Source organism: Paenibacillus sp. JT22N1 (genome assembly GCF_059692155.1).
This window is the reverse complement of sequence record NZ_JCAUAW010000007.1, coordinates 302,207-327,428: the sequence shown is the minus strand read 5'-3', so window position 1 is coordinate 327,428 and position 25,222 is coordinate 302,207. Positions and strand designations below refer to the sequence as shown.

21 protein-coding genes are annotated in these 25,222 nt (G+C 43.9%); 12 read left to right on the top strand and 9 right to left on the bottom strand.

Annotated elements, in window-relative coordinates; genetic code table 11:
• Positions 1-163: 163 nt before the first annotated feature.
• Positions 164-364 (bottom strand): hypothetical protein, encoded by a 201-nt coding sequence (locus AC58UU_RS16435; RefSeq protein ID WP_497317291.1) that lies wholly within the window; start codon positions 362-364, stop codon positions 164-166.
• A gap of 167 nt (positions 365-531) precedes the next feature.
• On the opposite strand from AC58UU_RS16435, the gene AC58UU_RS16430 reads away from it, so the two are divergent.
• Positions 532-828, top strand: coding sequence for a transposase (locus AC58UU_RS16430; protein WP_497317289.1), 297 nt, complete (start codon positions 532-534; stop codon positions 826-828).
• Positions 829-897: 69 nt separating this feature from the next.
• Positions 898-2,160, top strand: coding sequence for a beta-N-acetylhexosaminidase (gene nagZ / locus AC58UU_RS16425; RefSeq protein ID WP_497317287.1), 1,263 nt, complete (start codon positions 898-900; stop codon positions 2,158-2,160).
• A gap of 147 nt (positions 2,161-2,307) precedes the next feature.
• Here nagZ and AC58UU_RS16420 read toward each other — a convergent pair whose 3' ends face one another.
• Positions 2,308-3,408, bottom strand: a complete 1,101-nt coding sequence (locus AC58UU_RS16420) for a YheC/YheD family endospore coat-associated protein (protein ID WP_497317285.1) — start codon at positions 3,406-3,408, stop codon at positions 2,308-2,310.
• Positions 3,409-3,968: 560 nt separating this feature from the next.
• Here AC58UU_RS16420 and AC58UU_RS16415 point away from each other — a divergent pair.
• The gene (locus AC58UU_RS16415; RefSeq protein ID WP_497317283.1) at positions 3,969-9,455 is read left to right on the top strand and encodes a WIAG-tail domain; all 5,487 of its coding nucleotides are present in this window, start codon (positions 3,969-3,971) and stop codon (positions 9,453-9,455) included.
• A 251-nt stretch (positions 9,456-9,706) separates the two neighbouring features.
• On the opposite strand, the gene AC58UU_RS16410 is transcribed toward AC58UU_RS16415, so the two are convergent.
• Positions 9,707-10,228, bottom strand: a complete 522-nt coding sequence (locus AC58UU_RS16410) for a tetratricopeptide repeat protein (RefSeq protein ID WP_497317281.1) — start codon at positions 10,226-10,228, stop codon at positions 9,707-9,709.
• Between the two features lie 300 nt (positions 10,229-10,528).
• Here AC58UU_RS16410 and AC58UU_RS16405 point away from each other — a divergent pair, with 300 nt between their 5' ends.
• Positions 10,529-10,855 (top strand): hypothetical protein, encoded by a 327-nt coding sequence (locus tag AC58UU_RS16405; RefSeq protein WP_497317279.1) that lies wholly within the window; start codon positions 10,529-10,531, stop codon positions 10,853-10,855.
• A gap of 111 nt (positions 10,856-10,966) precedes the next feature.
• On the opposite strand, the gene AC58UU_RS16400 is transcribed toward AC58UU_RS16405, so the two are convergent.
• Together AC58UU_RS16400 and AC58UU_RS16395 are read right to left on the bottom strand one after the other, a co-directional pair.
• Entirely contained in the window at positions 10,967-11,248 is a 282-nt protein-coding gene (locus tag AC58UU_RS16400; RefSeq protein ID WP_497317277.1) for a hypothetical protein, read from the bottom strand.
• A 51-nt stretch (positions 11,249-11,299) separates the two neighbouring features.
• Positions 11,300-11,668 carry a hypothetical protein gene (locus tag AC58UU_RS16395; RefSeq protein WP_497317275.1) on the bottom strand — a complete coding sequence of 123 codons (369 nt, stop codon included), beginning with the start codon at positions 11,666-11,668 and terminating at the stop codon, positions 11,300-11,302.
• Between the two features lie 633 nt (positions 11,669-12,301).
• Here AC58UU_RS16395 and AC58UU_RS16390 point away from each other — a divergent pair.
• Positions 12,302-12,892, top strand: coding sequence for a CPBP family intramembrane glutamic endopeptidase (locus AC58UU_RS16390; RefSeq protein WP_497317273.1), 591 nt, complete (start codon positions 12,302-12,304; stop codon positions 12,890-12,892).
• Positions 12,893-13,234: 342 nt separating this feature from the next.
• Here AC58UU_RS16390 and AC58UU_RS16385 read toward each other — a convergent pair whose 3' ends face one another.
• Positions 13,235-13,429, bottom strand: a complete 195-nt coding sequence (locus AC58UU_RS16385) for a hypothetical protein (RefSeq protein WP_497317272.1) — start codon at positions 13,427-13,429, stop codon at positions 13,235-13,237.
• A gap of 223 nt (positions 13,430-13,652) precedes the next feature.
• Here AC58UU_RS16385 and AC58UU_RS16380 point away from each other — a divergent pair, with 223 nt between their 5' ends.
• The 3 genes from AC58UU_RS16380 to AC58UU_RS16370 are packed head-to-tail and all read left to right on the top strand — an operon-like array spanning position 13,653 to position 15,594.
• The gene (locus tag AC58UU_RS16380) at positions 13,653-14,735 is read left to right on the top strand and encodes a bifunctional 3-deoxy-7-phosphoheptulonate synthase/chorismate mutase (RefSeq protein WP_497317364.1); all 1,083 of its coding nucleotides are present in this window, start codon (positions 13,653-13,655) and stop codon (positions 14,733-14,735) included.
• Positions 14,736-14,795: 60 nt separating this feature from the next.
• Positions 14,796-14,945, top strand: coding sequence for a hypothetical protein (locus tag AC58UU_RS16375; protein ID WP_497317270.1), 150 nt, complete (start codon positions 14,796-14,798; stop codon positions 14,943-14,945).
• A 34-nt stretch (positions 14,946-14,979) separates the two neighbouring features.
• Positions 14,980-15,594: a 4-hydroxybenzoate synthetase gene (locus AC58UU_RS16370; protein WP_497317268.1), complete on the top strand. Its 615-nt coding sequence runs from the start codon at positions 14,980-14,982 to the stop codon at positions 15,592-15,594.
• A gap of 188 nt (positions 15,595-15,782) precedes the next feature.
• On the opposite strand, the gene AC58UU_RS16365 is transcribed toward AC58UU_RS16370, so the two are convergent.
• The 3 genes from AC58UU_RS16365 to AC58UU_RS16355 all read right to left on the bottom strand — a co-directional run bounded on the left by AC58UU_RS16365 (position 15,783) and on the right by AC58UU_RS16355 (position 19,771).
• Entirely contained in the window at positions 15,783-16,598 is an 816-nt protein-coding gene (locus tag AC58UU_RS16365) for a HipA family kinase (RefSeq protein WP_497317266.1), read from the bottom strand.
• Between the two features lie 273 nt (positions 16,599-16,871).
• Entirely contained in the window at positions 16,872-17,966 is a 1,095-nt protein-coding gene (locus AC58UU_RS16360; RefSeq protein ID WP_497317264.1) for a glycosyltransferase, read from the bottom strand.
• Positions 17,963-19,771, bottom strand: a complete 1,809-nt coding sequence (locus tag AC58UU_RS16355; protein WP_497317262.1) for a glycosyltransferase — start codon at positions 19,769-19,771, stop codon at positions 17,963-17,965. Before AC58UU_RS16355 ends, AC58UU_RS16360 begins: the two co-directional genes overlap by 4 nt.
• Before the next feature lie 260 nt (positions 19,772-20,031).
• On the opposite strand from AC58UU_RS16355, the gene AC58UU_RS16350 reads away from it, so the two are divergent.
• The 4 genes from AC58UU_RS16350 to AC58UU_RS16335 all read left to right on the top strand — a co-directional run bounded on the left by AC58UU_RS16350 (position 20,032) and on the right by AC58UU_RS16335 (position 25,202).
• Positions 20,032-21,039 (top strand): phosphotransferase, encoded by a 1,008-nt coding sequence (locus AC58UU_RS16350; protein ID WP_497317260.1) that lies wholly within the window; start codon positions 20,032-20,034, stop codon positions 21,037-21,039.
• A 1-nt stretch (position 21,040) separates the two neighbouring features.
• A complete protein-coding gene (locus tag AC58UU_RS16345) occupies positions 21,041-22,120 on the top strand; it encodes a glycosyltransferase (protein WP_497317258.1) in 1,080 nt (359 codons plus the stop codon).
• Positions 22,117-22,944, top strand: a complete 828-nt coding sequence (locus AC58UU_RS16340) for a glycosyltransferase family 2 protein (protein WP_497317256.1) — start codon at positions 22,117-22,119, stop codon at positions 22,942-22,944. The genes AC58UU_RS16345 and AC58UU_RS16340 overlap by 4 nt, the downstream gene beginning before the upstream one ends.
• Before the next feature lie 140 nt (positions 22,945-23,084).
• Complete coding sequence (locus tag AC58UU_RS16335; protein WP_497317254.1) at positions 23,085-25,202, top strand: nucleotide sugar dehydrogenase; 2,118 nt, start codon at positions 23,085-23,087, stop codon at positions 25,200-25,202.
• Positions 25,203-25,222: the final 20 nt, after the last annotated feature.

Sequence of the window (25,222 nt, the reverse complement as noted above, 5' to 3'; positions counted from 1 at the left end):
ATCCCTTCATGCAGAGAGACTTTGATTAAGATCAAAGATCCCTATATTATGTTCTTCGCTAATCTTGCCACAGAAAGGTAAAAGAATCAATTGTCGAATGAGAAAGGAATGCATGGTAAGCGCAAGAAAAAAACAGCCTAATGGCTGTTTGAGGTGGAATATGCTAGCTTTGCTTATAATCCCCGCAGGTATAGCAGGTAGCGAGATTAACGGAGATGGGAACAGAGGACCCGGCGAACTTGATACATTGGACAGGGGTTCGAGATGAATGATCAGAAATACCCGTACAGGACTTGCAGCTTGCGATTAGCTCGAAGGAAGCATCTAAGGGCAGCGAATACTGTAAGACGATATTCTTCTTCATTAATAGACCTCTTTTCCTTTTGATGGATGCGACCCGGATCCTAGCAGGAGAAGCCTTTATGTAAACGCTTTACTATCAATATTAATCATATCACAAAATGGATCAATATGCCTTTGGTATTTACGGAAAGGAAACCGTCAATGCTGTTGATGAGGTGAAATAACATAATGTCTATAATAATGGTGGTACTAAGTATTCTGATTCCGATTAGTATGATAATAAGTGCTTGGCTGTTCACAATGTGCCGAATTGTATATCATGTGCTGGCAGTGGGCTGTGCCTATGTGTTTGGTATTATCAGCGTGCTCGCTATATACGAGATTTTAAGAGATGAGACGGTATTTATGACGAATATTCACGGCATTTTTCAAAATGGGCTATTCCTGTTAAGCGGAGCTTACTTGGGGTGTTATGGGATCTACACGTTACTGAGATGGACGCTACAGGAGCTTAGAAGTGAATAATCTGTCTTGCAACAATTATAGGTAGAAGATCGTTAAGAAGATTAGGTTCAAAAGGGAAGGTAGATGAAGATGAAACGAGATATACCTTTGTTGATCAGGAGCGCGGTGTTCGCAGCTGTGTTTTCACTGCTTTTAACTGGCTGTTCGTCGTCTCACCCGGGAGACAATCCGTCTTCCTCAGCACCCGCCGCGACACCGCCGAGAGTGGAAGCTACACCGACATCAACACCAGCACAAACACCAGTCGCAACAAGCGGTGTTGTAGCGATGACGCTGGAAGAAAAGCTAGGACAGATGATTATAGCGGGAATTGATGAGTACAGTATGAATGAACATGCACGCGAACTGATTGAAACCTATCACGTTGGCGGGATTATATTATACAAGCCTAATGTGAAAAATACGACTCAACTGGTAGGTCTAGTTAATGAATTGAAACAAACGAATGCCGTGAATAAGCTGCCGCTTTGGCTGGGAGTAGATGAAGAAGGCGGCAGAGTGACACGGTTGCCGGATGAGATTACGAAAACACCGACCAGCAAAGACATCGGTAAAACCGGTCGTCCTGTGCTCGCTTATAATATCGGCCAACTGCTCGGGAAAGAACTAAATGCCTATGGCTTAAATATGGATTTCGCACCCGATCTGGATGTCAATAGCAACCCTAATAATCCGGTCATTGGAGATCGTTCCTTCGGATCTACTGCTTCTATTGTGAGCAGCTTTGGTGTTCAAATGATGAACGGACTACAGAATCAGCAGGTTGTCCCTGTTGTAAAGCATTTTCCAGGACATGGTGATACTTCGGTAGATTCGCATGTGGGACTACCGATCGTCCAAAATGACCTCGCCCGCTTGCGTAAGCTTGAGCTGGTTCCGTTCGCAGAAGCTTTCAAGCATCAGGCTGACGCGGTCATGGTCGCTCATATTCTGCTGCCTAAAGTGGATGCTCAGAATCCTGCTTCGATGTCGAAAAAGATTATGACAGATCTTTTGCGAAAAGAAATGGGGTTTGAGGGACTCATCATGACCGATGATATGACGATGGGGGCCATCGAAAAAAATTATGAGATTGGCGCTGCGGCTGTAAAATCGGTGTTGGCCGGATCCAATGTCGTAATGGTAGGTCACGATTACGACAAGGTAGTTACTGTAATCAGTGCGCTCCGTAAAGCTGTTCAAGAAAAACGCATCCCTATGAATACGATCGATCAAAGCGTTGTTCGGATTATGAAACTGAAACAAAAATACAAGGTGAAGGATGAAGCTATCCGTACACCTGACATCGCTTCTTTAAATAAAGCTGTACAGCGAGTGTTGGATGAAAAATAAAAACCTTTACTTCCCAGGGTAACCATGGGAAGTAAAGGTTTTTCTGATGATGCTGGATTGCTCCAGTGAAAAGGAGACGCATATGATACGATTTTCGATTATTAATAGTGAACGTAGGCGCATCACCAGTATCATTGTGTGTCGTTTCTAGTAAACAGGAGTGCCTCCATCTAACAAATACTTCGCATAGGCAATAGGATTATAGTAGGTGGCTTTCCATTCTTCCATCATATCAGCTTCTCTGAAGGTATACCGTTGGTCTTTGCCATTGCATTCAATAAACATGGGAAATCCTTCGCTTGTAATCCCGACATCGAGTCCTAAATCGGCCAAATGCGGTAGATTCATGCTTAAATGCTTGGCAACTCTAAGTGAAAAATCTGTAATTTGCTCGAGAACGGCAGCTTGATCCAAAGAAGGATATTCGGTTGTCAGAATATCGGTCAGTGTTCGTACTTCACCACCCTGAGCGACGTTGGTCAGGAAGAGCTTGCGTGAAGAAACTTTGGCTACGATGCCTGTCACTCCCCATTCGCCGCTAGCTCCGCGTTGAACAGAGATACGCAGATCAAATGGACGCCCGTCAAAAGTAGCCAGAGGTAAGCGTTGCTGCACGATATAGCCGCGGTTTTGAATTTTGCGTAGGAGGGCCATGGGTAGCTGCCTGCGGAAGCGGAGCTGACGCCATATTTTATTGCTGATTTTTAATGTTGCTGGATAAATGAGCTGCCAACCGTTAGGAACTCGATCCATTTTCATAACGCCCCGTCCGATGCTAGATTTCTTCGGCTTGATGATGATAGACTCGTAGGCACTCATCATGATTTTTATGTTTTTCATGGTAGCAGGATAAGTGCCAGGCAGATGTGGTCTAATAACCTCATCCTTCAGAAGAATATGGTGAATATGCAGCTTGCTGTATCGATTCCAGTTGTTGAATATACTAATGCCACGCTGTGTCCAACTCTCCAGTTCTTCATAAGAAGCACGATCCAAGTAAATGGCTCGGTTATGAATGAATTTGGGCATATCAATCCATTCTCGCATATATTGAATCCCTTTTTGAACGAATGCATGGACCTTCATCGTATCTATTCGAACATCTTGCATGCGGAAGTAGCATGGGGTGACGCCATATTCTTTGCCTGCATCACTGTAATATTGAATGGCTTCGTATTTTGTATTCCCTAGGGGAATGCCTGTGTACAAGGAATCGTTGACTAATATACCCACATAGGGATTTTCCATCTTCATCACTCCTTAGAGTTTTTCACCAGAAAAACTGGCCTCGAAATGATACGCTTAGATTTTTTCGCCAGGAAGCTTTCAGTGTCATAGCTTTATGGGTCATTGAAAAATAGCGGCTCTAATACAGCTTATGGAAAAGCAATGCAGCTCGTTTGTACGGATGCTGATGCTTTCCCGAAAAAACGGGACGAATACCCAAACTTTGTGCTTTAATCCGCATATGTATAGAAGTAGGCGATATCCAAAGGGGGAAGTACAGGTGAGTCAGAGAGCTAAACGTGTTGTTATTGTTACGTCAGGGTCATTTCCCATACCCTGAGGAATTAGCAGTTCGGTTGAACAAGCTGTGCCTCGCTTCGTACGATACTTGCGAAAGCGATTTCCTAAATCTTTAAGCATAAAGTAGTCACCATCATCTGGGATTGGACGTTTATACAAAAGCATGTTGGGGAAATAACTATTTATCTAGGTGTGCGCACATTTTTTCGGGCTAACGTACATCTCTTTCTAAGCTTGAATATGTTACAAATGACTACATCATGGAGAATGGAGAGGAGTCTATGAGTAAGCGTAAGAGCAGTAGGCCTTATGTGCAAAAAGTGAACTCCAGCACGAATGAGCTCGCTTGGCTGGATGATCGTGAGTCTTCATCTGTTCAAATTAAGCAGGAAAAAGTGGAAACAAGTCAAAAAGCTGTTAAGAATGAGACGCAACCGCAATCACAGCCACAATCGCAACTGCGATCACAGCCACAACTGCAATCCAAAGGAACCATTAAAGCTCCCGCAGTTGAGTCAGGCAAACCGAATAAACATGCACCCATAGTAAGTCTCTCTAATACAGCGATACCTGCACCCCCGCTGTTATTGCTTTCTGAGCGTAAAACGGGCAAATTTGTAAACCCTGTTGTTTACACAGATGATATTGTCGAAGAAGCGGTAACATGGGAGAAAATCGCCAATCGTTCCGTCGACGAGAGCAAAATCAAGCCGCAAAGTATCGGTGCCAAAGTCATTAAGGATTTTGCTATCGATCATTCAAAGCTGGCGCCAGCAAGTGTGACGAGAGATAAGATTGCAAATCTCGTTATTCACGATGAGCATATCGCTCCGCAAAGTATCTCCGGCGATAAAATTCAAGATTACTCTATCCCCGGAAGCAAGCTGCTTGATAACAGCATTACGGCGGATAAGCTAGCTGATCAAACGATTGATTCCTTAAAGCTAGCGGACGGTTCCATTCTCCCGCAGCATTTATCAGAGCTTGTCATTACAAATGAGTTAATTGATAACCAATCAATAACAGCGGAGAAAATTCGCAGCGGCTCCGTACATGCTAAACATTTGTCCAATTATAGTATCGACACCGCCAAACTGATGGATGCAGCCATCACATCGGATAAGTTAAGAGATCAAGCCGTAACAGAAGAGAAAATTGCTAACGCGAGCATCAGTTCCGTACATTTTCAACATGAGATTATTTACAATGAGCATTTAGCCGATGGAAGCGTACAGAGCCGAAACATAGCACCAGGTCAAATTGAAGCTGCACATATTGCTGATGGAGCGATAGAGGGCTACCACCTGGCCATTCATTCTATTACAACGGATAATTTGGCATCATTGGTAATAACAGAGGAAAAGCTAGTCAATCAGGCCGTAACCAATCAGAAGATTGCCCCACAATCCATTGATTCCAAGCATTTGCTGAATGCCTCTATTCAGGCAGAGCATATCGCTAACGGTTCCATTAGAGCCCCGCACATTGCCTCAAGCGCAATAAAGACTGAACATATCGCTGAGGATGCCATCTACACGGATCTGATTCAAGATGAATCGATTACATCAGCCAAATTAGCCGAAAATACGATAGAAGAAAAGCATATTCGTTCAAAAGCGATACAAAACGGGCATCTCGCAGATAATGTCATCTCCAACTCGAAGCTGCAGGATGAATCGATTACATCGGCCAAACTAGCTGGAAATGCAATAGAAGAAAAACACATTTCAGAGCAGGCGATCCATAACGGGCATCTCGCAGATAATGTCATCTCCAATTCGAAGCTGCAGGATGAATCGATTACATCGGCCAAACTAGCTGGAAATGCAATAGAAGAAAAACACATTTCAGAGCAGGCGATCCATAACGGGCATCTTGCAGATAATGTCATCTCCAATTCGAAGCTTCAAGATGAATCGATCACCTCATCGAAACTGGTTGAAAGCAGTGTCGAGGGAAGACATATTCGTCAGCAAGCGATTCAGAATTGGCATTTGGCAGATAGCATCATCTCCGGCTCGAAGCTCCTAGATGAGTCCATTACTTCAAGCAAACTGGCAGATAGCATCATAGAAGAAAGACATATTAGCGAGTATTTAATAAAGAATACACATCTTGTCGATAGCGTCATCTCTAGCGCTAAGCTCGAAGAGGGAGCAGTGACGACTGAGAAATTATCTGACGGCAGTGTAGATGCTTCGAAGATTAAGGAAGGAAGTGTGACGTCCGAAAAGATAGCAGCAAACACGATCACGACCGATCATTTGCAGCTGGGCATCATTGGAAGTGAGCATTTGACAGACGGTACCGTACTAGGAACACACGTTTCACTGGGTACTATTGGTACAGGACATCTTCAAAATGCTGTCATAACCAGTGATAAACTAAGCTTAGGCGCTATTCGTTCCGAGCATGTTTCGAATGGTGCAATCGGCTATGAACAGATCGAACAGTCGGCTATTCATCGCGAGCACATCGATGAAGAAGCCGTTACGACGCATCATTTGCAGGATCAAACCATTACTACGAGTAAAATCGCGGAAGAAGCGGTGACAAGTACCAAAATCGCATCTATGTCCATTGAAACCCGTCATCTGCAAGAAAGAATTATTGACGGCATTCATATTAAGCCTGGTGCAATTTCATCGGATCACTTGGCGCAAGGCTCGATTACTTTAGGCATTTTTGCAGATCGGAGCTTAGATGGCACGAAGCTCATCGAGCAATCTATTACAGCAGAGACGCTTGCACAAGGAGCGGTAACTGAAGAGAAGCTGGCTAAGGGCTCAGTCGGAATGCAACATCTGCAGGCCGGATCCGTCTCTGCTTGGATTCTGCAGGATCATGCGGTAACGACTGGAAAACTAGAAGAGAATGCCGTTACAGAATCCAAATTAGCCGAGTCCAGTGTTACGAATCGAAAAATTTCTAGCAAAGCTGTTCATAGCGAGCATATCGCTGACGGTGCCATAACAGCAGCAAAGCTTGCGAATGAAAGCATCCATGGGAGTAAACTGGTTGCCGGCGCGCTTAGCTCAAGGCATTTAGCCGATGGTGCGGTCAGCAGCTCTAAGCTGGCAGGGCGCGCAGTAAGTAGTGAACATCTCGCTGATGGTGCTGTGAGCAGTGCAAAGCTGGCGAAGGATAGTGTCGACAGCACGAAACTGACAGCAGGTGCTGTCACGAATGTGAAACTGGCCGATGGTGCGGTCAGCGGAGCGAAACTAGGGCTTGGCGTTGTAAGCAATGAACATCTAGCTGCCAGTGCGGTAGAAAATAATAACCTCGCAGCGAATTCAGTGGACGGAAGCAAGCTGGTCCTTGGAGCGGTGAGCAATTATCATCTTGCGGATAGCGCGGTATATGGTGCGAAGCTGGCGACAGGCAGCGTGGATAGCAGCAAATTGACCGCAGGTAGCGTTAATACCGAGCATTTATTGGATGGAGCTGTTGATGGAGCTAAACTGGCTGCGGGCAGTGTGGATAGCAGTAAGCTGAGCTCAAGCGTTATCCATCGCGAACATCTTGCCGACAGCGCAGTAGATGGCAGCAAGTTGGCTGAGGGTGCTGTTAGCCGAAATCACTTGGCTTCAGGTATCGTGGATGGGTCTAAGCTGGCAGATAGCAGCGTAGTTAGCAGTAAGCTGGCACTTGGTACTGTGGGCACGGATCACCTTGTCAACGGAGCGGTAAGTGCAGCGAAGCTGGCACCCGGAAGTGTAGACAGCAGCAAGCTGGTATCAGGTGCTGTAAATAGTGATCATATCGCAGCAGGTGCGGTGAACAGAACAAAGCTGGCAGACGGAAGTGTGGATAGCACCAAGCTAATTGATGGTGCGATCAGAAACGAGCATTTGGGTGATGGTGCAGTCACAAGCGCGAAGCTAGGAACCGGCAGTGTAGATGGCAGTAAGCTGGTAGCTGCTGCAGTTAGCAGTTATCATCTCGCAGACGGTGTGGTGGACGCTTCGAAGCTGGCAGCCGGCAGCGTAGATGGCAGTAAGCTGACAGCAGGCTCGGTAAGCGGCAGTCATCTCGTGGACGGCGCGGTCGATAGTAGTAAATTGGCAGCAAATAGTGTAGACAGCAGTAAGCTTTCTCCAGGCGCTGTAACGGGCGACCATTTAGCAGATGGAGCATTGTTCGGTGCAAAACTGGCTGCAGGCAGTATCGACGGCAGCAAGTTGGCTTCAGGGGCAATTATTGGCTATCATTTGTCGGATGGCAGCATAGATGGCAGTAAGTTGGCAGTCGGTACGGTGGACGGAACGAGGCTGGCTGCAGGCAGTGTTGATAGTAGTAAATTGGCGACAGGAAGTGTTGACAGCAGTAAATTGACAGCAGGCGCAGTCAGCAGTTGGCATCTAGCGGATGGAGCTGTGGATGGCAGCAAGCTGAGCATCGGTGCAGTGAGCAGCGATCATCTCGCGGAAGGCGCTTTGGATGGTTCCAAACTTACCGCAGGCAGTATAGATGGAAGCAAGCTGGCGACAGGAAGCGTAGACAGCAGCAAATTGACACCAGGCGCAGTCAGTGGCTGGCATGTCGCAGATGGAGCTATAGACGGCAGCAAGCTGAGTGCCGGTGCAGTGAACAGCGAACATCTAGCGGAAGGCGCTTTGGATGGTTCCAAACTTACTACAGGCAGTGTAGATGGAAGCAAGCTGGCGACAGGAAGCGTAGACAGCAGCAAATTGACAGCAGGCGCAGTCAGTGGCTGGCATCTCGCAGATGGAGCTATAGACGGCAGCAAGCTGAGTGCCGGTGCAGTAAACAGCGAACATCTCGCGGAAGGTGCTTTGGATGGTTCCAAACTTACTGCAAGCAGTGTAGATGGCAGTAAGCTGACTGTCGGCGCGGTAAGCAGTGAACACCTGGCTGAGGGGTCAGTCGACGGAACAAAGCTCTCGGCAGGTAGTGTAGATAGCAGCAAGCTGGCAGCAGGCTCGGTAAGCGGCAGTCATCTCGTGGACGGCGCGGTCGATAGTAGTAAATTGGCAGCAAATAGTGTAGACAGCAGTAAGCTTTCTCCAGGCGCTGTAACGGGCGACCATTTAGCAGATGGAGCATTGTTCGGTGCAAAACTGGCTGCAGGCAGTATCGACGGCAGCAAGTTGGCTTCAGGGGCAATCATTGGCTATCATTTGTCGGATGGCAGCGTTGATGGAAGCAAGCTGGCGACAGGAAGCGTAGACAGCAGCAAATTGACAGCAGGCGCAGTCAGCAGTTGGCATCTAGCGGATGGAGCTGTGGATGGCAGTAAGCTGGCAGTCGGTGCAGTGAGCAGCGAACATCTCGCGGAAGGCGCTTTGGATGGTTCCAAACTTACAGCAGGCAGTGTAGATGGTAGTAAGCTGACTGTCGGCACGGTAAGCAGTGAACACCTGGCTGAGGGGTCAGTCGACGGAACAAAGCTCTCAGCAGGAAGTGTAGATAGCAGCAAGCTGGCAGCAGGTAGTGTGGATGAGACTAAGCTGAGTTTCAAGACGATACAGCTTCCTGCTGCGAAACCAGCAGCTGTTCAACAATTCGGTCTGGTTCCCTTTGAATTTAAGGTGCATAACGAAATCGTGGAAGTAAACATTTTCTTTGACGAACCATTTGCGGATGTAAATTACGTTCTGACAGCTACAACTAGCCACCCATCCTGTTATGCAGTTATTAAACAAAAGCAAACGAATTCTGCACAACTGACAGTTGTGCGAGTACGGTTTTCGTCGGATGTGAATGGCACTATTAACTGGATTTCCGTGGGATCAAGAGCATAGTAACCTGTTTGAAGCTGCCTGGTTTACGAAGGTGGATCTGGAAACTGGCGGAAGACGAGGGCAATACGGCCGCCCTTGAAATCGATCCGACTCTGCGCTCGCCAGAAAAATGAACGACAACATGTAATAGGTAAAAGCAGCGAGGAATTAGAGTGAGGATAATGCAGAAAGGCCCTAAGCCTTCAATAGGCTTAGGGCCTTTCTTCGTTGCATTGGCTTGAATGCATCGCTCGCCTCAGTTGCTCTATCCGTCATTTTGATTTATATTGGGCGAGACGCTGCAAGACCACATTCGCTTTGTCAGGTTTTCCGGCATTTTGGTAGGCTTCAATCAGATTTGGAAGTATTTTTTTGACTTGCTTTTTGGTAAGGTAACTGGAATTTTCTTGATAGCGGTCAAGAAGGAAGGAGAAGTCCTCGATCGCCGTTTGCGAGCAATGAAAAAAGGACTCCGGCAGCCGCAGACAGACGTTCGCGCGTAACAGCCGAATTTCTTTTTCGTTCGGATCCAAAGTAACGGCCCGATTCATTGCATCTAATCCTTCTTGCGCATTATCTGCTTGTTTCAGAGGAGTAACGGCATCCCGCGCTAATAGAGCTAGAGTGCTGCCGTAAAATGCTTCAATTAGCGCATTGTCAGGCTCGGCCTCACGGAGCTTTAAGAGTTTCTCGTTTGCGCTTTTCACCGCTTTTTTGTCTCCGTCTACACCTTTATTATGGAGCTTTTTGGCTTCCTTGAATTTTCTCATATTTTTTTTTCTGTCATTTGACATTTCTATCAACCTCCCAAAGGACTGTATACAGATTTCGCCGTCCAAGCAGCAATTTGAGAATTCGTGTGGTATTCGCAGAATACTCCTCCACCATGATTCGGAACGCATTATACTTTTACGATATGTGAGTCTCTCTACAACGATTGGATGAAATACTTACTTTATTAAAAATATACGCTTGTCTGCAAACGGTAAGTGATTCAGTTGCCCCGGATCCTGGACTTATTAACATTCCATAACTATCTCTTAACATCGCCATCTGTAACGATTTTCTCGCATCGTCAGGTTTTTAGGCTTCTGGTGATTGTAGATATCTTGTCCACAGTTTACTATAAAGTACAAGTCGTACACGCAGGACTGATTTTCAATCGGCAAGGCGGATACATGGCTCCCGTCGATAAGTCATTGGAATTGATGAAGGAATACCAAGCTACAGTCCTTGCTACGACCCCTTCCTATGCAGCGCTCTTGGTGGAAGAAAACGAGCGGTTCGGTATAAAAATTAGTTTTTTCTGGTATCATGGTGGTTGTAATCGTTTATGTACGGCCACGACACGCTTTGGACATATTGAACTTGTGTTTACTACGGATCTCAGCCAAAAAAATCCCCTAAGGTCAACAACGTAAGCTCATCTTAATAAATGGCCTTTTTTCGTTATCGACCATGAGGGGATAATACCACCCTGAAAGCCAGCCTTATTGCAGGTAAAATCATTTACACAAAACTTTTTATTTCCGCTACTTTTTATTTTTTGCTTGTTTTTTCATATTTTTAACGAGATCCATTCCTGAGTTTGCCATTTGTTCACCGGCATATTGTACACCGCTTTTAACGGCCGTTATCAGCTTACCTACAGAAATATCGGCTGGTTGATCCAATTCTTCTATGGCTTTTATGATTTGTTTCCCGGCAACATTTGCACCACTTTTCACCGCCGTTGAATAGCTGTCGGCAAAATTTAGAAATTCTCGCTTGATTTTGCCGACAATTCCCGAGAAATCCTGACTTTCCGATGACATGTGCTCCACCTCCTCTCGAAAGCTACTCATTCGTGCAAGAATGAGAACATCTTACATGGCAGTTAGCGAACTTAATTCGCCGGTCTTTTCTTGTTCAGCCTTTTCAATCAATACTCCGCTTCCTGATGACGGTCGACCTGTTGGTACGCAAGTTTCTGCATTTCCGGCCATTGCCTCATCATGAAGTTGAATGGTCTCAGCCAGCATTAGCTCGAATGAGTCAGCAATCAACGCCGCCTCCGGCTCATCATCTACCATCGGGCTGGAATGAATTGGAACAGATCGATTTTTGCTATCCAAATAAAATTTTAAGACTGCTACAATTACGCCCGCCACAAGAACAAATGTAATTACACCGGCTAATGTTATTCCAAGAATGAAAATCGCTTTGTCTGCAAATCCCCTTTTCTTCATATTCACTTCAATTCTCACTTCCTTTGTACTTGGAATACCTATCTGTATCGAACAAAGGGGGACTCTGCCTTCAGTCCTTATTTCATTACAACTATATGTTGAACGTTGGGATCCAAAGATTTCCATCAACATCTGCTTCGTGAGCAAGTTCGGTTTGGAACGTTGAAAAAACACTTTTGATGCTTTGGGTCATGATCCTGAATAAATCAACCTCCTTTGGAAAGTAGAATTTCCAGTGTGTCATGATCAAGCGGGTTACCGTTAATTGTTGCCTTTCACAGTATATGTATGGGTTTCCTCGATATTATGGGTACTCGCTTATTGTTCGGAGTAATTCCGCTACTGTCCATTCCGCGGGTACAAAGCGGCACATAAGTTTATGGAGGAAAGAACTAATAGAGAGGTTGTACAATTAATTTCAAGCTTATAAGTAGGTGATATATGATGAATCACGTATTACTCAGGAATACAGCGTCCTTGTTCTTGTTTGGGTCACTTATTATCTTACTTCAAACAAATAACTACCTGCTGATGAGTTTTTGGGGAGTATGTGCCGGGTTGCTTTCTATCTACAAGCCTATGAGATTTTTTATTTTGACAACTATATGTTTGGGAATCGGATTCATTCTATATTTGTATGTGAACTCGCGTTGGATTACAGATTTGAATCCTAAGGAATTGCATGTTTTTTTTAACAGGTTGTCGTTGATTTTTATTATAATTCCGTTGATTATTTTATCTCTTATTTACAAAATTCCTTTCATGCGATATTGGAAGAAACCGCAATGGAACGAGTTGATAGGCATCCCATTTATATGGTCAGGTTTCCACCAATCAAAAGTAAAACATTTTCTACTCATCGCGTTAACAATCAATTTTTTTACTTTTATGCCATTTATGATTCGAAACGGATGGACCTACATCCAAGAAGTTTGGTTATTGGCTATTATTTTTTTAATAACAAACGCTATGCTTGAAGAAATGATCTGGAGAGGTATTCTTCTAAGTCGATTTTCAGAGCAATTAGGTGATAAATGGGCAGTTATTGTAACAAGTTTTGGGTTTGGACTACAGCATTATTCCCTTGGCTTTTCTTGGGGGGGTTGCATCGCATTTTCTCTTGGAGGGTTATTTTTCGGGGGAATTACGATCAAATCTAAAAGCATCGTTCCTGTAGTTATATGGCATATGTCGATTAATGCCCTTATGGTTTTCAGTGGTATAATATAACCTGAAATATTCATAGGCGCTTAGAACGGCTGGATGTAATGGATAAATATATATGGGTGTCGTGAATGAGAAAGCGCGGGAGTTGGACGATTATGTCCGGGCCCGCACTTTTTTTGTCGCTCGATACAGGTAAAAGTGACCCTCAAGTCGCTTTATCTAGTAGCTCGCTGATTGGGCTCCGGCAGAGCAGCTTCCGGAAAAGGCTGTGAACGAACGGTTCATGCTGTATGGCGAATACGCGGTACATTTTGATACACCCTATTCGGGCCGCCGTTTTTATCAGAATATGCGAATATTCTAATTATCTCATTTCGGGCATCAGTGTTTGTACCAATTTTGTACCTATTGGGCCGCTGTTGATTGTTCTCGGTTCATTATTAAATTACCATTGTTATGAGGGATCAAGACTATCACTTCCCGAATAGCTTTTTCGCTAGGCAGAGGAGAATACCGGTCACTCAGACACACAGAGTTTTGCGCTTCCGTACGAATTAGCGCTTCCCGGTCTCGGTTTTCAGCGATTGTTTCAATTTGCATTCGGAACCGCCATTGTTTCGCTCGGCAAAGGCGGGTATATGGCACCAGTCGACAAGTCCCTGGCAAGAGGCCCTGATTCGCGAGCCGCAGAACGAGAGAGCGAAAGAATTAATGCAACATATAGAGCAGTAGAAGCAAGAGATACTCCTATGAAGATCGTCGACGTCCAAAACAATTCCGGAAAAGAAGCTTGTCGACAAGGTTCTAGTTGAAAAGGGGGAGAATACGTGTGAATGAAAATATCGAGCAATTCAGAAGCAAGTTGGACGAAATCAACCGGAATCTGCTCCAAATGATCAGCGAACGTGCGCGCGTTGCCAAGGAAATAAGCCGAATAATGGAAAATCAAGGTTTGCCTAAAGATCCGGCTTTGGAAAACAAAATACTCGCCGAGCTGGCGAACCAAAACCCAGGGCCTATCGATAACGCAGCGGTCATGCATTTGTTCAAGGAAATTTTCCGTGCTACGTCCGAGCACCCTAAGGAAGACCAAAAACGCCACCTTCTCGTGAGCCGCAAATCCAAAAGCGAGGATACGATCATTCGCGTCAAGGATGCCGTAATCGGCGGCAATGCGCACGTCTTGATCGCCGGTCCCTGTTCCATCGAATCCCGGGAGCAGATGCGTACCGTGGCGGCCGCTATGAAGCAAGCCGGCGTGGGCGTCCTGCGCGGGGGCGCATTCAAGCCGAGAACGTCACCGTACGACTTCCAGGGGCTTGGCTTGGAAGGCTTAAAAATTTTGAAGGAAGTGGCGGACGAATTCGATATGGTTACGATAAGTGAAATCATGAGTCCGTCGCAGCTGGAGTTTGCAGCCCAATATATCGATGTCATCCAGATCGGCGCCCGCAACATGCAAAACTTCGACCTGCTGAAGGCGGCAGGACAGATGAAAATACCCGTTCTGCTCAAGCGCGGCATTGCGGCCACATTGGATGAGTTCATTCATGCGGCGGAATATATTGTGGCCGGAGGCAACGAACGGGTTATGCTGATCGAGCGCGGTATTCGCACCTATGAGAAATGGACTCGCAATACGCTCGATATATCTGCGGTTCCGCTCTTAAAGCAGGAAACCCACTTGCCCGTGCTCGTGGACGTAAGCCATTCGACCGGTCGCAAAGACATTTTGTTGCCTTGCGCGAAAGCCGCTCTCGCCGCCGGCGCGGACGGCATTATGGTCGAGATGCACCCTGAGCCGCAGGCCGCACTCTCTGATAGCGGTCAGCAAATCAATATCGACCAGTTCTACACGTTCTGGAACGGGCTTCGCGGGTCCGGCTTGTATAGAAGCAAGGTGTAAAATCGAATCGGAAAGAAGGATACTAGCTCGGCTCTCCATCACAAATAAAAGGTGCCTGTAATGAACGAAGTGTCAAAATCGGTAGCCCGCTCAGCCGCAAAAAGTCCGGAGCGTCCTGCGGTTGTTGATGAATTTGCGTCATTATCATATGGAATGCTGGACGAGCGGGCGCCAACCATTGGGTCGCCCCTTTACGGAAAGGTGGCGTAACACTTTTTGTTCGGATAATGGAGGAGGGGTGTTCATGACGAGTACAAAGTTTATGGACATGGATGCGTACCATGGGAAAACGGAATTCGAATTTTTTCATAGTCTGTTGTTCGAGATTTTGTTAAGGAGCGACGGACGTACTACGGATATGCTCGAAACGCTGATGGACGATAAAGTTTCGGTCCGCGTGATCGCGCAGGAGCAGGTCGAGGAAGAGCAGATCGAACATTCTGGCGAAATCTTTGGAGCGCCTTATTATAGAAGAGAATCGATTCTAATCAGTGAAAAGAGCAACTTCGTCGTATCGCACAATATTGCGCTTGTCAGTTCGAAATACGTGCCGGCTCCTATGTTCGAGGCGCTGGCAGGCAGGCAAGAGGGAATCGGTAAGACGATCAGCACACTTGGTTTGCAAACGTCGCGCAGGCTGGCCGATTACGGCTGGAGAAACGAAACGGAGGCGGTCGATTTGTTTCAAAAGCCGCTCAAGCTTTGTTTTGCTCAGATGAACGAGATGGTGCCATACAAGAAATATTGTATTTATTTCGACTCGGCTCCGGGAATTAATATGATAGAATATTTCAATCCGAATATGATCCGGCATCGGTTGAAACAAGTCATTTATGAAAAGCAAGAAAGAAACGACTAGTGTAGCATGGAAACCTGCCTATCTACACAAATAAGAACCTTTACTCTTCGGGTTGTTTGACCCATGACGAGTAAAGGTTTCTTGATGTTTTCCACAGTTTGTTTCTTTGTATGCGCTCCCATGTTGATCATGCAATTGTGAATCACATATTGGAGAACCCTGCAGCTTTTGCCTTGGAGGAAATTAACTCATGTTAATAAAGTGCTATGATATTTAATGATACTAGATACGATAACCGACAAGTTATTTTTCTGTTTTAAAAAAAACTTGTAGAGGGCTTCTCTATCCTCTGTACATACTTGCCACTCTTTAGGGATTGATTGGATAACTTCAAAGATCAATTCGTTTGGCAAACCCATAATTTTTTTTGCAAACGAAGTAAGCTCTTTGGAATCATCGAGAAGAGAGAAGGCCCATTGATAAATAGGCCAATGGTATGTGTATTTTGGTTCCTCACTAAGCGTTTGAGCAGACCATTCATATCTGCCCGGAAAACATCTGCCATGATCAATCATATGAACATAATAGCCGCCTTCACCTAGACGTTCCAAAATTAAATTCCTTACACCCCGATCGGTGTTGTTCACCCATTGGTCGAATACCGTTATTCCTGCAAGCATTTCGCGGTTTTTCACTTCCGTCTTAGAGGGAGGAGCATCTCTAACATCCTTGAATACATAACAGTTTTCAATAAATACACAGCCATATTGGAATCCGGAACGAAAGGAGTATTCTTTGGAATGTAATGCAGGAGTCTTCCTTATAAATTCCTTTGGTATATATACAAGGTCTTGGGGGATAACGGGAAGCGAAAGGAGCCCTGCCAATTTGCCAACCACATATTCATTGACCACTTCTTTGTATCTATCTTTCCTAGTAGCGTTCCACTTCACGACATATTTTTTACCATCACTGAAAAGAATGACATGAGCGGTTCCGCCTCTTAACACTTGTATCCACTTAACCGGATATTTGGGCTGTCCCCTAGTTTTGCCTTGTTCCATTTATCAATCCCCTCCGTCTTTTATTCTCAATTAAGCTGTATATGTTTTGTTGTTCCACGATTTGCTTATTCGAATCTATGAAGATCTTATATGACGATCTTCATATATTTATTAAATGCAAAATGGAAACGTTCTGAACTGGACAACTTCTTCATATATTTACATAAAATTTGTATATATTCAGTTAATAATAAAAAGCATCGCATAGCACAGCACAGCAGAAAACCTAGCGGTAGTCTTCCGCTAGGTTTTCTTATCGTAAGGATATGGGTGTCATTTTTTCAAGATGATTTCATCATAATATTTTTTTTGTTTAGCCAGCTGCAAAGAAAGATTAAAGTCTCTCTCTACTTTTTTTCGTGCATTTTCCCCCAATTTAATCCATTCTTCAGGATGATCAATTAACCATATCATTGCTTGTGCTAAATCATTAACTGACTTTTCGGGTACCAGAAGCCCAGATACCTTGTTTTCGACCAATTCCGGAATTCCCGCGTGATTCGTTGAAATAACAGGCATTCCAGTGGCCATGGCCTCTTTTAATGTGTTCGGAATTCCCTCCCGATTTCCTTCTCGATCTGTACAGCTCGGAGCACAAAATATATGAGTACTGTGATATTTTTTTTGAATTTTACTGTATTCGATCCAAGGAATGATTCGGACACTGCTGCCGAGCTCTAGTTTTTCGATCAGTCTGCGGTATTTTAGTTCACAGGGTCCATTGCCAATTAAAGTCAGCTTTACAAATTGCCGTTGTTTATATACAAGTGCGAAGGCGCGAATCAGGTCGGCAAATCCTTTTTTTTCGACAAAACGTCCGATTGCTAAAAATCGGATTTTTTCATTTGGGTCCAGTTTACGTGGCTTACTTTCAAACCGCTTTAAATCGACACCACCGTACAATACACGAATTTTATGTTCGGGACACCCCAATTTAACGATTTCTTCTTTCAAATGCTCACATACCGGGAAGAACAGATCAGCAGTCTTAAATAAACTTTTTAAATGGTTTAAGTTTATTTTTTTCTTGGGGTATACGGTTGCGTCTTTTCCACGAAAGCTTACAAATAAAGGGATTCCTAATTTTTTCTTTAAAAATTGAAATCTTGGCGCTAAAGAACCATGATGAATATGAACACCGGCGATACGAAACCGCCTTAAAAGATTGGGATTTTTTTGGATTGCTTCCAAAGATATCACAGATGGAGAGAGAGAATGTAGCTGGAGCTGCAGTTGGGGCTGGTTTTCTTTCGATTCCCGCGTTAACATGATTCCTCGGTATCCTTTTACCCTAAAGATTTGTTGTGTTACATGACCGTCTTCCAATGAATATTTATGATGCAGAAGAACATGGCGACCTTTTTTCACAACCGCTTCCCCCCTTTATTTGGCAGCTTTATTTTGGGATATATCGTTTTTCTTTTCAGGGAAACGCGAGGTCTACTTTTCTTTTTTGGCGATAGCCATGTGTTCATATTCCAATGATACAATTTGCAGGCATTTATCCGAATTTGGAGGTTGCGTTTTTTCGACGGGAGTTTTTTTCGAATATGCCTGCGATATAAGACTAACGTTTTCTTTTGGCAGTACCCCCGATAATAGCATGCTAAACGAAGCCACATATCCCAATCTTGGGAATATCGATATTTCGGGTTAAACAGCCCGGTTTCGGCAAAACAACTTCGGTGAATGACTGCAGTAGATGTGCGTATGGTAAATTTTCGATTGAAAAGTTGAACCCGTAACTTGTTTAAATTCTCAAACCCTTTAGCATCGCGAACTATTTTCTTTTTCTTCCCCCCTACGTAATTGTAGTACCAACTGTATAAAAAACGACAATTCGGATGGGCGGTTAAATATGCTTTGTTTTCCATCAATTTATTAGGGAGAAAGCGGTCATCCGAGTCTAGAAATGCGATGTATTTCCCTCTTGCCAATCGAATTCCTGTATTTCTGGCTTCGGAAGGACCAAGGTTTTCTTGATACACGTATTGAACTTTGCTGCCAAACGAGTTGACAATTTCTGCTGTTTGATCTGTCGAACCGTCGTCAACGACGATGATTTCATAATCTGTAAAAGTTTGCTGAAGCACACTTTTTATGGCTTCGCCGATATACCGCTCACGGTTATATGTTGGAATAATGATACTGAAAAAAGGTCTTTCTTCTTCCTTCTTTTTATGGTTATCAATAATCAATTCGAACATTCGTTCTAATTTTGCTGATTGTATCTTCTGATTGAAATTGGATGCTACTTTGAACCTAGCATTCAGCCCAAGCTTCCGCCATGTTTCCGGCTTACTGATCAAATCATTTAATTTCCTTGCAAGGCCATCTATGTCTTTTTCAGCAACCAGATGTCCATTGACACCATCTTGTATCAATTCCGGGATTCCTGAGTGAGAGGTTGAAACCACAGGAAGTCCGGATGCCATGGCTTCTTTAATTGCGTTGGGGATGCCCTCCATGTTGCCTGTTCGATCCGTCATACTGGGAAGACAAAAAATATGTGCTCGATCCAATTGTTTGGTTATCTCCTGATGTGGCAGAGAGCCCAATAATTCAACATTTTTTTCGAGGTGCAGCTTTTTAATCAATCGTTTTAATTGATATTTTAATACGCCATCTCCAATCAGACTGAGCCTGGTTTGAGGAAAGACTTGATGAACACGATGAAAAGCTTTAATCAGCATATCTGCCCCTTTTTTTTCTACCAGCCTGCCCACATAGATGATCCGTATGAGACCGTCTGCGGGGAGTGAGCGTTCTTTGTAAGCAAATTGATCCACATTGATTCCGCTGTAATGGACAACAATTTTTTCCTCCGGGCAGCCATGTAGGACTAACTCGCGTTTCATCGCCTGGCAGGGTACTGTAAAGCAATCTCCAACAGCAAATAGGTGCTGTAGTGATTCTTTATGTTTTTTCATCCTGGCGGTTCCGGGAGAATCGCATCCGTGAAAGGAAGTAACGAGCGGAACGTCTCGGAGCTCTTTTAAACGTATCATCCTGATGCCAGATTGCCCGAAGCGGGCATGGATGAGTTGAAAATAGCGATTTCGCAGCATCCGGTCTAACTGCTTAAATGTAGGGTCTATATGAACGTTCTCACATGGAAAATTGCTTTTATTTCTTCGTTTTCTACAAAAAATGTAAGGCTTGAAGCGCTTCATTTCCTTAATCTCTCCGTAAATAAATGTCTCGCTGATCGGCAAAAAAATGGATCGTATAACAGCGATGTTGTTCAGAGGAATTCCTCCTTTGTCCCATTTTTGATCTTTAACTCTAATATATGAGGGCTAGAAGCGGAGTGTATAGACGTTAGTTGAGGTAGGAGTGAATTTACGAAAAGAACATATTTGCCCACGCTTTTTAAATGACCATGCATAGTCTGTTAGGAAGAGCGGACGAGGAAGAAAGGAGTTATGGAGCAATGGAGCGGCTAAAACGGAAGATAGAGAATGAATTTGGAATTAAAATCAAGACGGTGGTCTTGATCAAACACCTAAAAAATTCAAGCTTCGTCGCTCAAGTTGTCACGGAAGAGGGCAAGAAATATGCTCTCAAAAGCCTTTTTATCACACCAGAACGGCAGCTTTTTATTGCCAAATCGGAGCAAATGTTGGCCCGAAAAGGAGTGAATTTAGCTCGACCGATACCAACTTTGAAAGGTGATCTGTTCATGATCTATGGCCGGGTTCCTTACGTCTTATACCAATGGATCGATGGTAAAAGCCCCCAATTGCGTAATCAGGATGACCTTGAATCGATTGTTCAGGTAATGGCCCGGTTTCACTTTGCCTCTCATGATCTGGGATACCCATCTGATGTAAAGATCTATGCACATCCTCATTGGGAGAAAGAATACAAACAACGTTCAAAGTCGATAAAACGTTGGTTCAATGCACACAAAGCATCGCAAAACCGGAAATATGCGATCATCAACCATCATATCCCCTTTTTTCAACGGATTGCCAAATCAGCGCTGAAAGCGTTGAAAAAGAGCCGATACCGAGACTACAGGGATGGGCTTGTTTCTACCAAAAGTTTAGTGCACGGCGACCTTCATCATAAAAACTTGATTAATCAAAAAGATAAAGGGGTATTGATCGATTTTGAAGATATCCGTTATGATCTTCCTTCCAAAGATTTGCTCCGCATTTACAGCATGTTTACAAAAAGCCACTCGTTTAAAGGGAAAATATTCCACGGTATGATGAAAACGTATGAACGCCATAATCCGCTTGCCCCTGAAGTCAGACATCTTGTTTGCATTGACTTTTTATTTCCGCATATTTTCGAACGGATGCTGCGTAAAAAAAAATACGTCAAAATGAACACTAAACAACTAAAAGACTGGATCAAACAGGAAAAGAAGAAAGCGGAATATGTTTACCACCATTATTTTAAAAATAATAGTATTGAGGATAGGAGGGGCTGATTTGCAAAAAATTGCTTTTGTCCGCCAGCGTTATCTTCCTCCGTCTGAAACGTTTATATATGAAGAGTTGAAAAATATTAAAACGTTCATGCCGATCGTGTATACACGAAAAGAATTGAATTTGGAACGTTTTCCTTTTCCAAGAATTAAACGATTACCTCACAGTACTAAGAAAATTTCCCGAGCATTCAAGAGGAAAAAAATTAAACTCATTCATGCCCGTTTTGGAAACGCGGGAGTTGGTCTGCTGAAAGCCAAACGGCGGCTTCGCATTCCCATGTTGACCTCGTTCCACGGATTTGATTTGCCTGCTAATAGAAATTTGCGAGAATCTTACCATCGAAGGCTGCCGGTATTATTCAAAGTTGGCGAGAAATTTACGGTTCCGTCTCGTCATATGAAACGGCAATTGATCAAATGGGGATGCAAACGGCGCAGAATAAAAATTATGTACAGCGGGATTGATCTGAAGAAATTTCCATATAAGCAGCGTGAGCACAAAACGGACAATATAAAGATCATTGCGGTCGGGCGCCTGCATAAAAAGAAAGGATTTCGCTATTTATTGAAGGCTTTCAAAAAAATTCATAATCAATATCCATCAACCCGGTTAATCATCGTAGGAGACGGAGATGAGCGAAAGAAATTAGAGCGTCTCATTTCAGCATTAAGACTGAAAGAACATGTTCAACTGCAAGGTCTCGTTGCGCACAACCAACTCACCGGGTTGTTGAACCTAGCAGATATATTTTGCCTGCCCAGCATAACGACCAGGGACGGAAACCATGAAGGCATTCCGAACTCAATCAAGGAAGCGATGGCGACGGGGCTTCCTATCGTTTCGACACGCCATGGCGGAATTCCTGAACTGGTAACCGATGGAAAGGAAGGATTTTTGGTACCTGAAAAAAACGTCGGGAGATTAGTGAAAAAAATCAAATATTTGATGAAAAATGCTTCTTTGCGACAGGAAATGGGAAAAAAAGGGCGCGAAAAGGTGGAGCGCCATTTCAACTCAGCGAAACAGGTAACAATTTTGGAAACCATTTATCGTAATTTAATCAAGAAAGGGCGAAGATGATGGTTAAAATCAAAACGGTAGGCAAGGTCCATTCTCCTCAGATTACGGTAGTTATCCCCACTTATAACCGTGCGCAGTATATAACCCGGGGGGTTAAAAGTGTATTACGGCAAACCACCGGAAGATGGAAGTTGTTAATTGTTGATGACGGGTCGATGGACCGCACGAGAAGCGTACTTAGACCCTACTTAAAGGATCCTAGAATCCGTTATGTGAAACTAAAGAAAAATCGAGGCGTTTCTTCCACGTTGAATTACGCCTTATCGTTAGTGAATACAAAATATTTTTCACAGCTTGACGCAGATGATTGGTATGCGCCGAATACACTCAAAACCTGTTTGAATCAGATGAGGAAATCGGGCAGAAAAGTTGCTGTCGTTTATGGAAATGAGAAAGTATGGAAGTCAAAGAAAATGGGCAGGATCAAATATTTAAAAATGAAAAAAAAGCGTCAAATCCACGGAAAATATGATTTCATCACTTTTCATCCGATGATTTACCCTCGTTTTTATCGGACAGAAGCGCTTCGCAAAGTCGGAGGATGGACGACAAGAGTACCACAAAAAGGCCGATTTGCCGAGGATAGACAAATTCTTCTCAAACTTGCGGGAAGCTACAAGTTTAAATATGTGAACCGGTCGATGTATAACCGTTTGAAACATAACAAAAATAATTCGAGAATCGAGAACCGCGATAAATATGCCAAAGTTACAAAATATTTGTACAAAACAGCATTAAAACGGTGGGGAGATCAATATAAAGCAAAATTCGTTCGGGTTGGAGGCAGGCTTAAAGTAGGCAGGTTAATAAAAAAGAAAAAGTAACCCTATGATACGCAAACAAGGCGATTATTCCGGTTTGTTTTATTTTTCCAAAATAGACTGCTGCCATATGTCATGTGATCCAGTAGCACATAGCATAGTAAAAACATTGAAACCAATGTAAAGAACTGGGAGGGGAAAATGTGGGCAATATAAAGCAGGAAAATTGGTTAACAACGCTGGAAGTCATTAATGAAATCAAAAAATCATTGGAAGACAAGAAGCCGCTTTCCATCGTCCGTGTCGGTGACGGTGAAAATATTTGCCTAACCCAATACCAAGTGTGGCCGATTCGGAAAACTCTCTCCACCCGCTGGGCGAGATTGTCAAGTGTCACGAATTGGAAAGGGGTACGCTTACCTAATGTAGAGCTACGCGATCAACTGATTAAGTCTATTAAAAAGGCTGATATTGTCGGAATTCCTTTTCACAAAGATAAGGAGATATTGGCGGAGCAACAATATTTGCGTCCTTTGACGGACGCTTGTTTTAAAAGATTCAACATTCGCCCCCAAAAGCTTTGCCATACATTTGTCAACCGCCACATGGTCGAATATCAGCAATTTTGGGAAATGCTGAAGGGAAAAAAAGTGGTCATCATCTCCCGTTGGGCCAAAGATTTCAAAAAATTGGTTGGTAAAAGGTACGGTCAATTCGATATTGAAATCGTCAAAACGATTCGGATAGATCGATATGAGATGATTCCCGAAGTGTTGCGCAAAATGAAATCGGTCGAATGTGATATCGTATTTATTTCTGCAGGAGTCAATGCCGTTATATTGGCGCAGAAGCTGGCGGGTGAACAGGGACGAATTGCGATTGACTTTGGGAAATCAGCGATTTTTATGCTAAAAGGGAGTCCAAAGGTTCAGCCTTGGATTCCCAAAGATACAGATACACATGAGAAGTCAAAAAAGGGGCGAGGAGTCTTGAAGATCACCGTCATAGGTTCGGGATACGTTGGTACAACAACGGCGCTCGTATTAGCCAAGCTGGGTCATGATGTTATAGGTTACGATGTCGATTCCGGTAAAGTCGGTAAGTTAAACCAAGGCTTGTTGCCATTTAATGAGCCTGGTTTGGATCAATTGCTCCGGGAACAATTGAAACACGAGCGAGTCGTATTTTCCTCGGATGCTCAATCCGCCATAACGAAAAGCGAAATTTTAATGATTTCCGTTGGCACTCCTTCAACTTCTAGCGGAGGTGCAGATTTAACCTATTTACAGCAGGTAATAGACACGATAGTTGCACATATCAATGGACCCAAAGTTGTTGTTATTAAAAGTACAGTACCTATCGGGACTAATCGATGGATGAAAGAGCAACTGGCAAATAGGATCGATACGAATAAGTATCCGATTGAAGTCATCTCGAACCCCGAGTTTTTACGTGAGGGAGTGGCTCTTCGCGATTCCCTTCATCCATCTCGAACGGTAATTGGTGGAGAAAATAGTGCAGCTATTGAAAAGGTAAAAGAGATGTATGCTTCGCTAAAGACCCCATATTTCATTTGTAATTATGAAACATCAGAGATGATCAAATATGCCTCGAATGGATTTTTAGCCACTAAAATATCCTATATTAATGAAATCGCTCGATTAGCCGACGAGGTGGGAGCGGATATTGAGGAGGTTGCGGCGGGGATGGGCATGGATCCTCGTATTTCTCCGCATCATTTGCATGCTGGAATCGGATATGGCGGCTCCTGTTTTCCCAAAGATGTTGATGAACTTCTTTATCTAGCGAAACAAAGAAAAGTAAATTTGCATCTGCTTAAAGAAGTGAAACGAATCAACGACTCGCAAATCAGATGGTTTCTTAAAAAAATAAAATCACTGATTTATTTAGACGGCAAACGGGTGCTTGTAGCCGGTATTACATTTAAAGAAGATACGGATGATCAGAGGGAATCACCCGGCATTCGTCTGATTGAACAGCTTCTTGACCAAGGTGTTGAGGAAATCAGGGTGATGGATCCGACGATCTCTTCTCTGGAGCAAATTCATTGGACAAAAGGATTCAAAGGCGAAGCTGAGCGGAGAGTGAAAGTGATCACGGAGCAAAGTGAAGCGGCAACTGGCGTACATGCTGTCATTTTGACGACCTCATGGCCACAATTTTCCTTGCTCCCTTGGAAAGAGTGGGTGAATAAAACCGATTCACCTTATCTGTTTGATGGACGGAACTTTCTTGATCCACTGGAAATGCGCACCTACGGATGGCGTTATGAAGGTATTGCAAGGGGAAGAATGCAATAGCATTATTTATCATTTAGAAC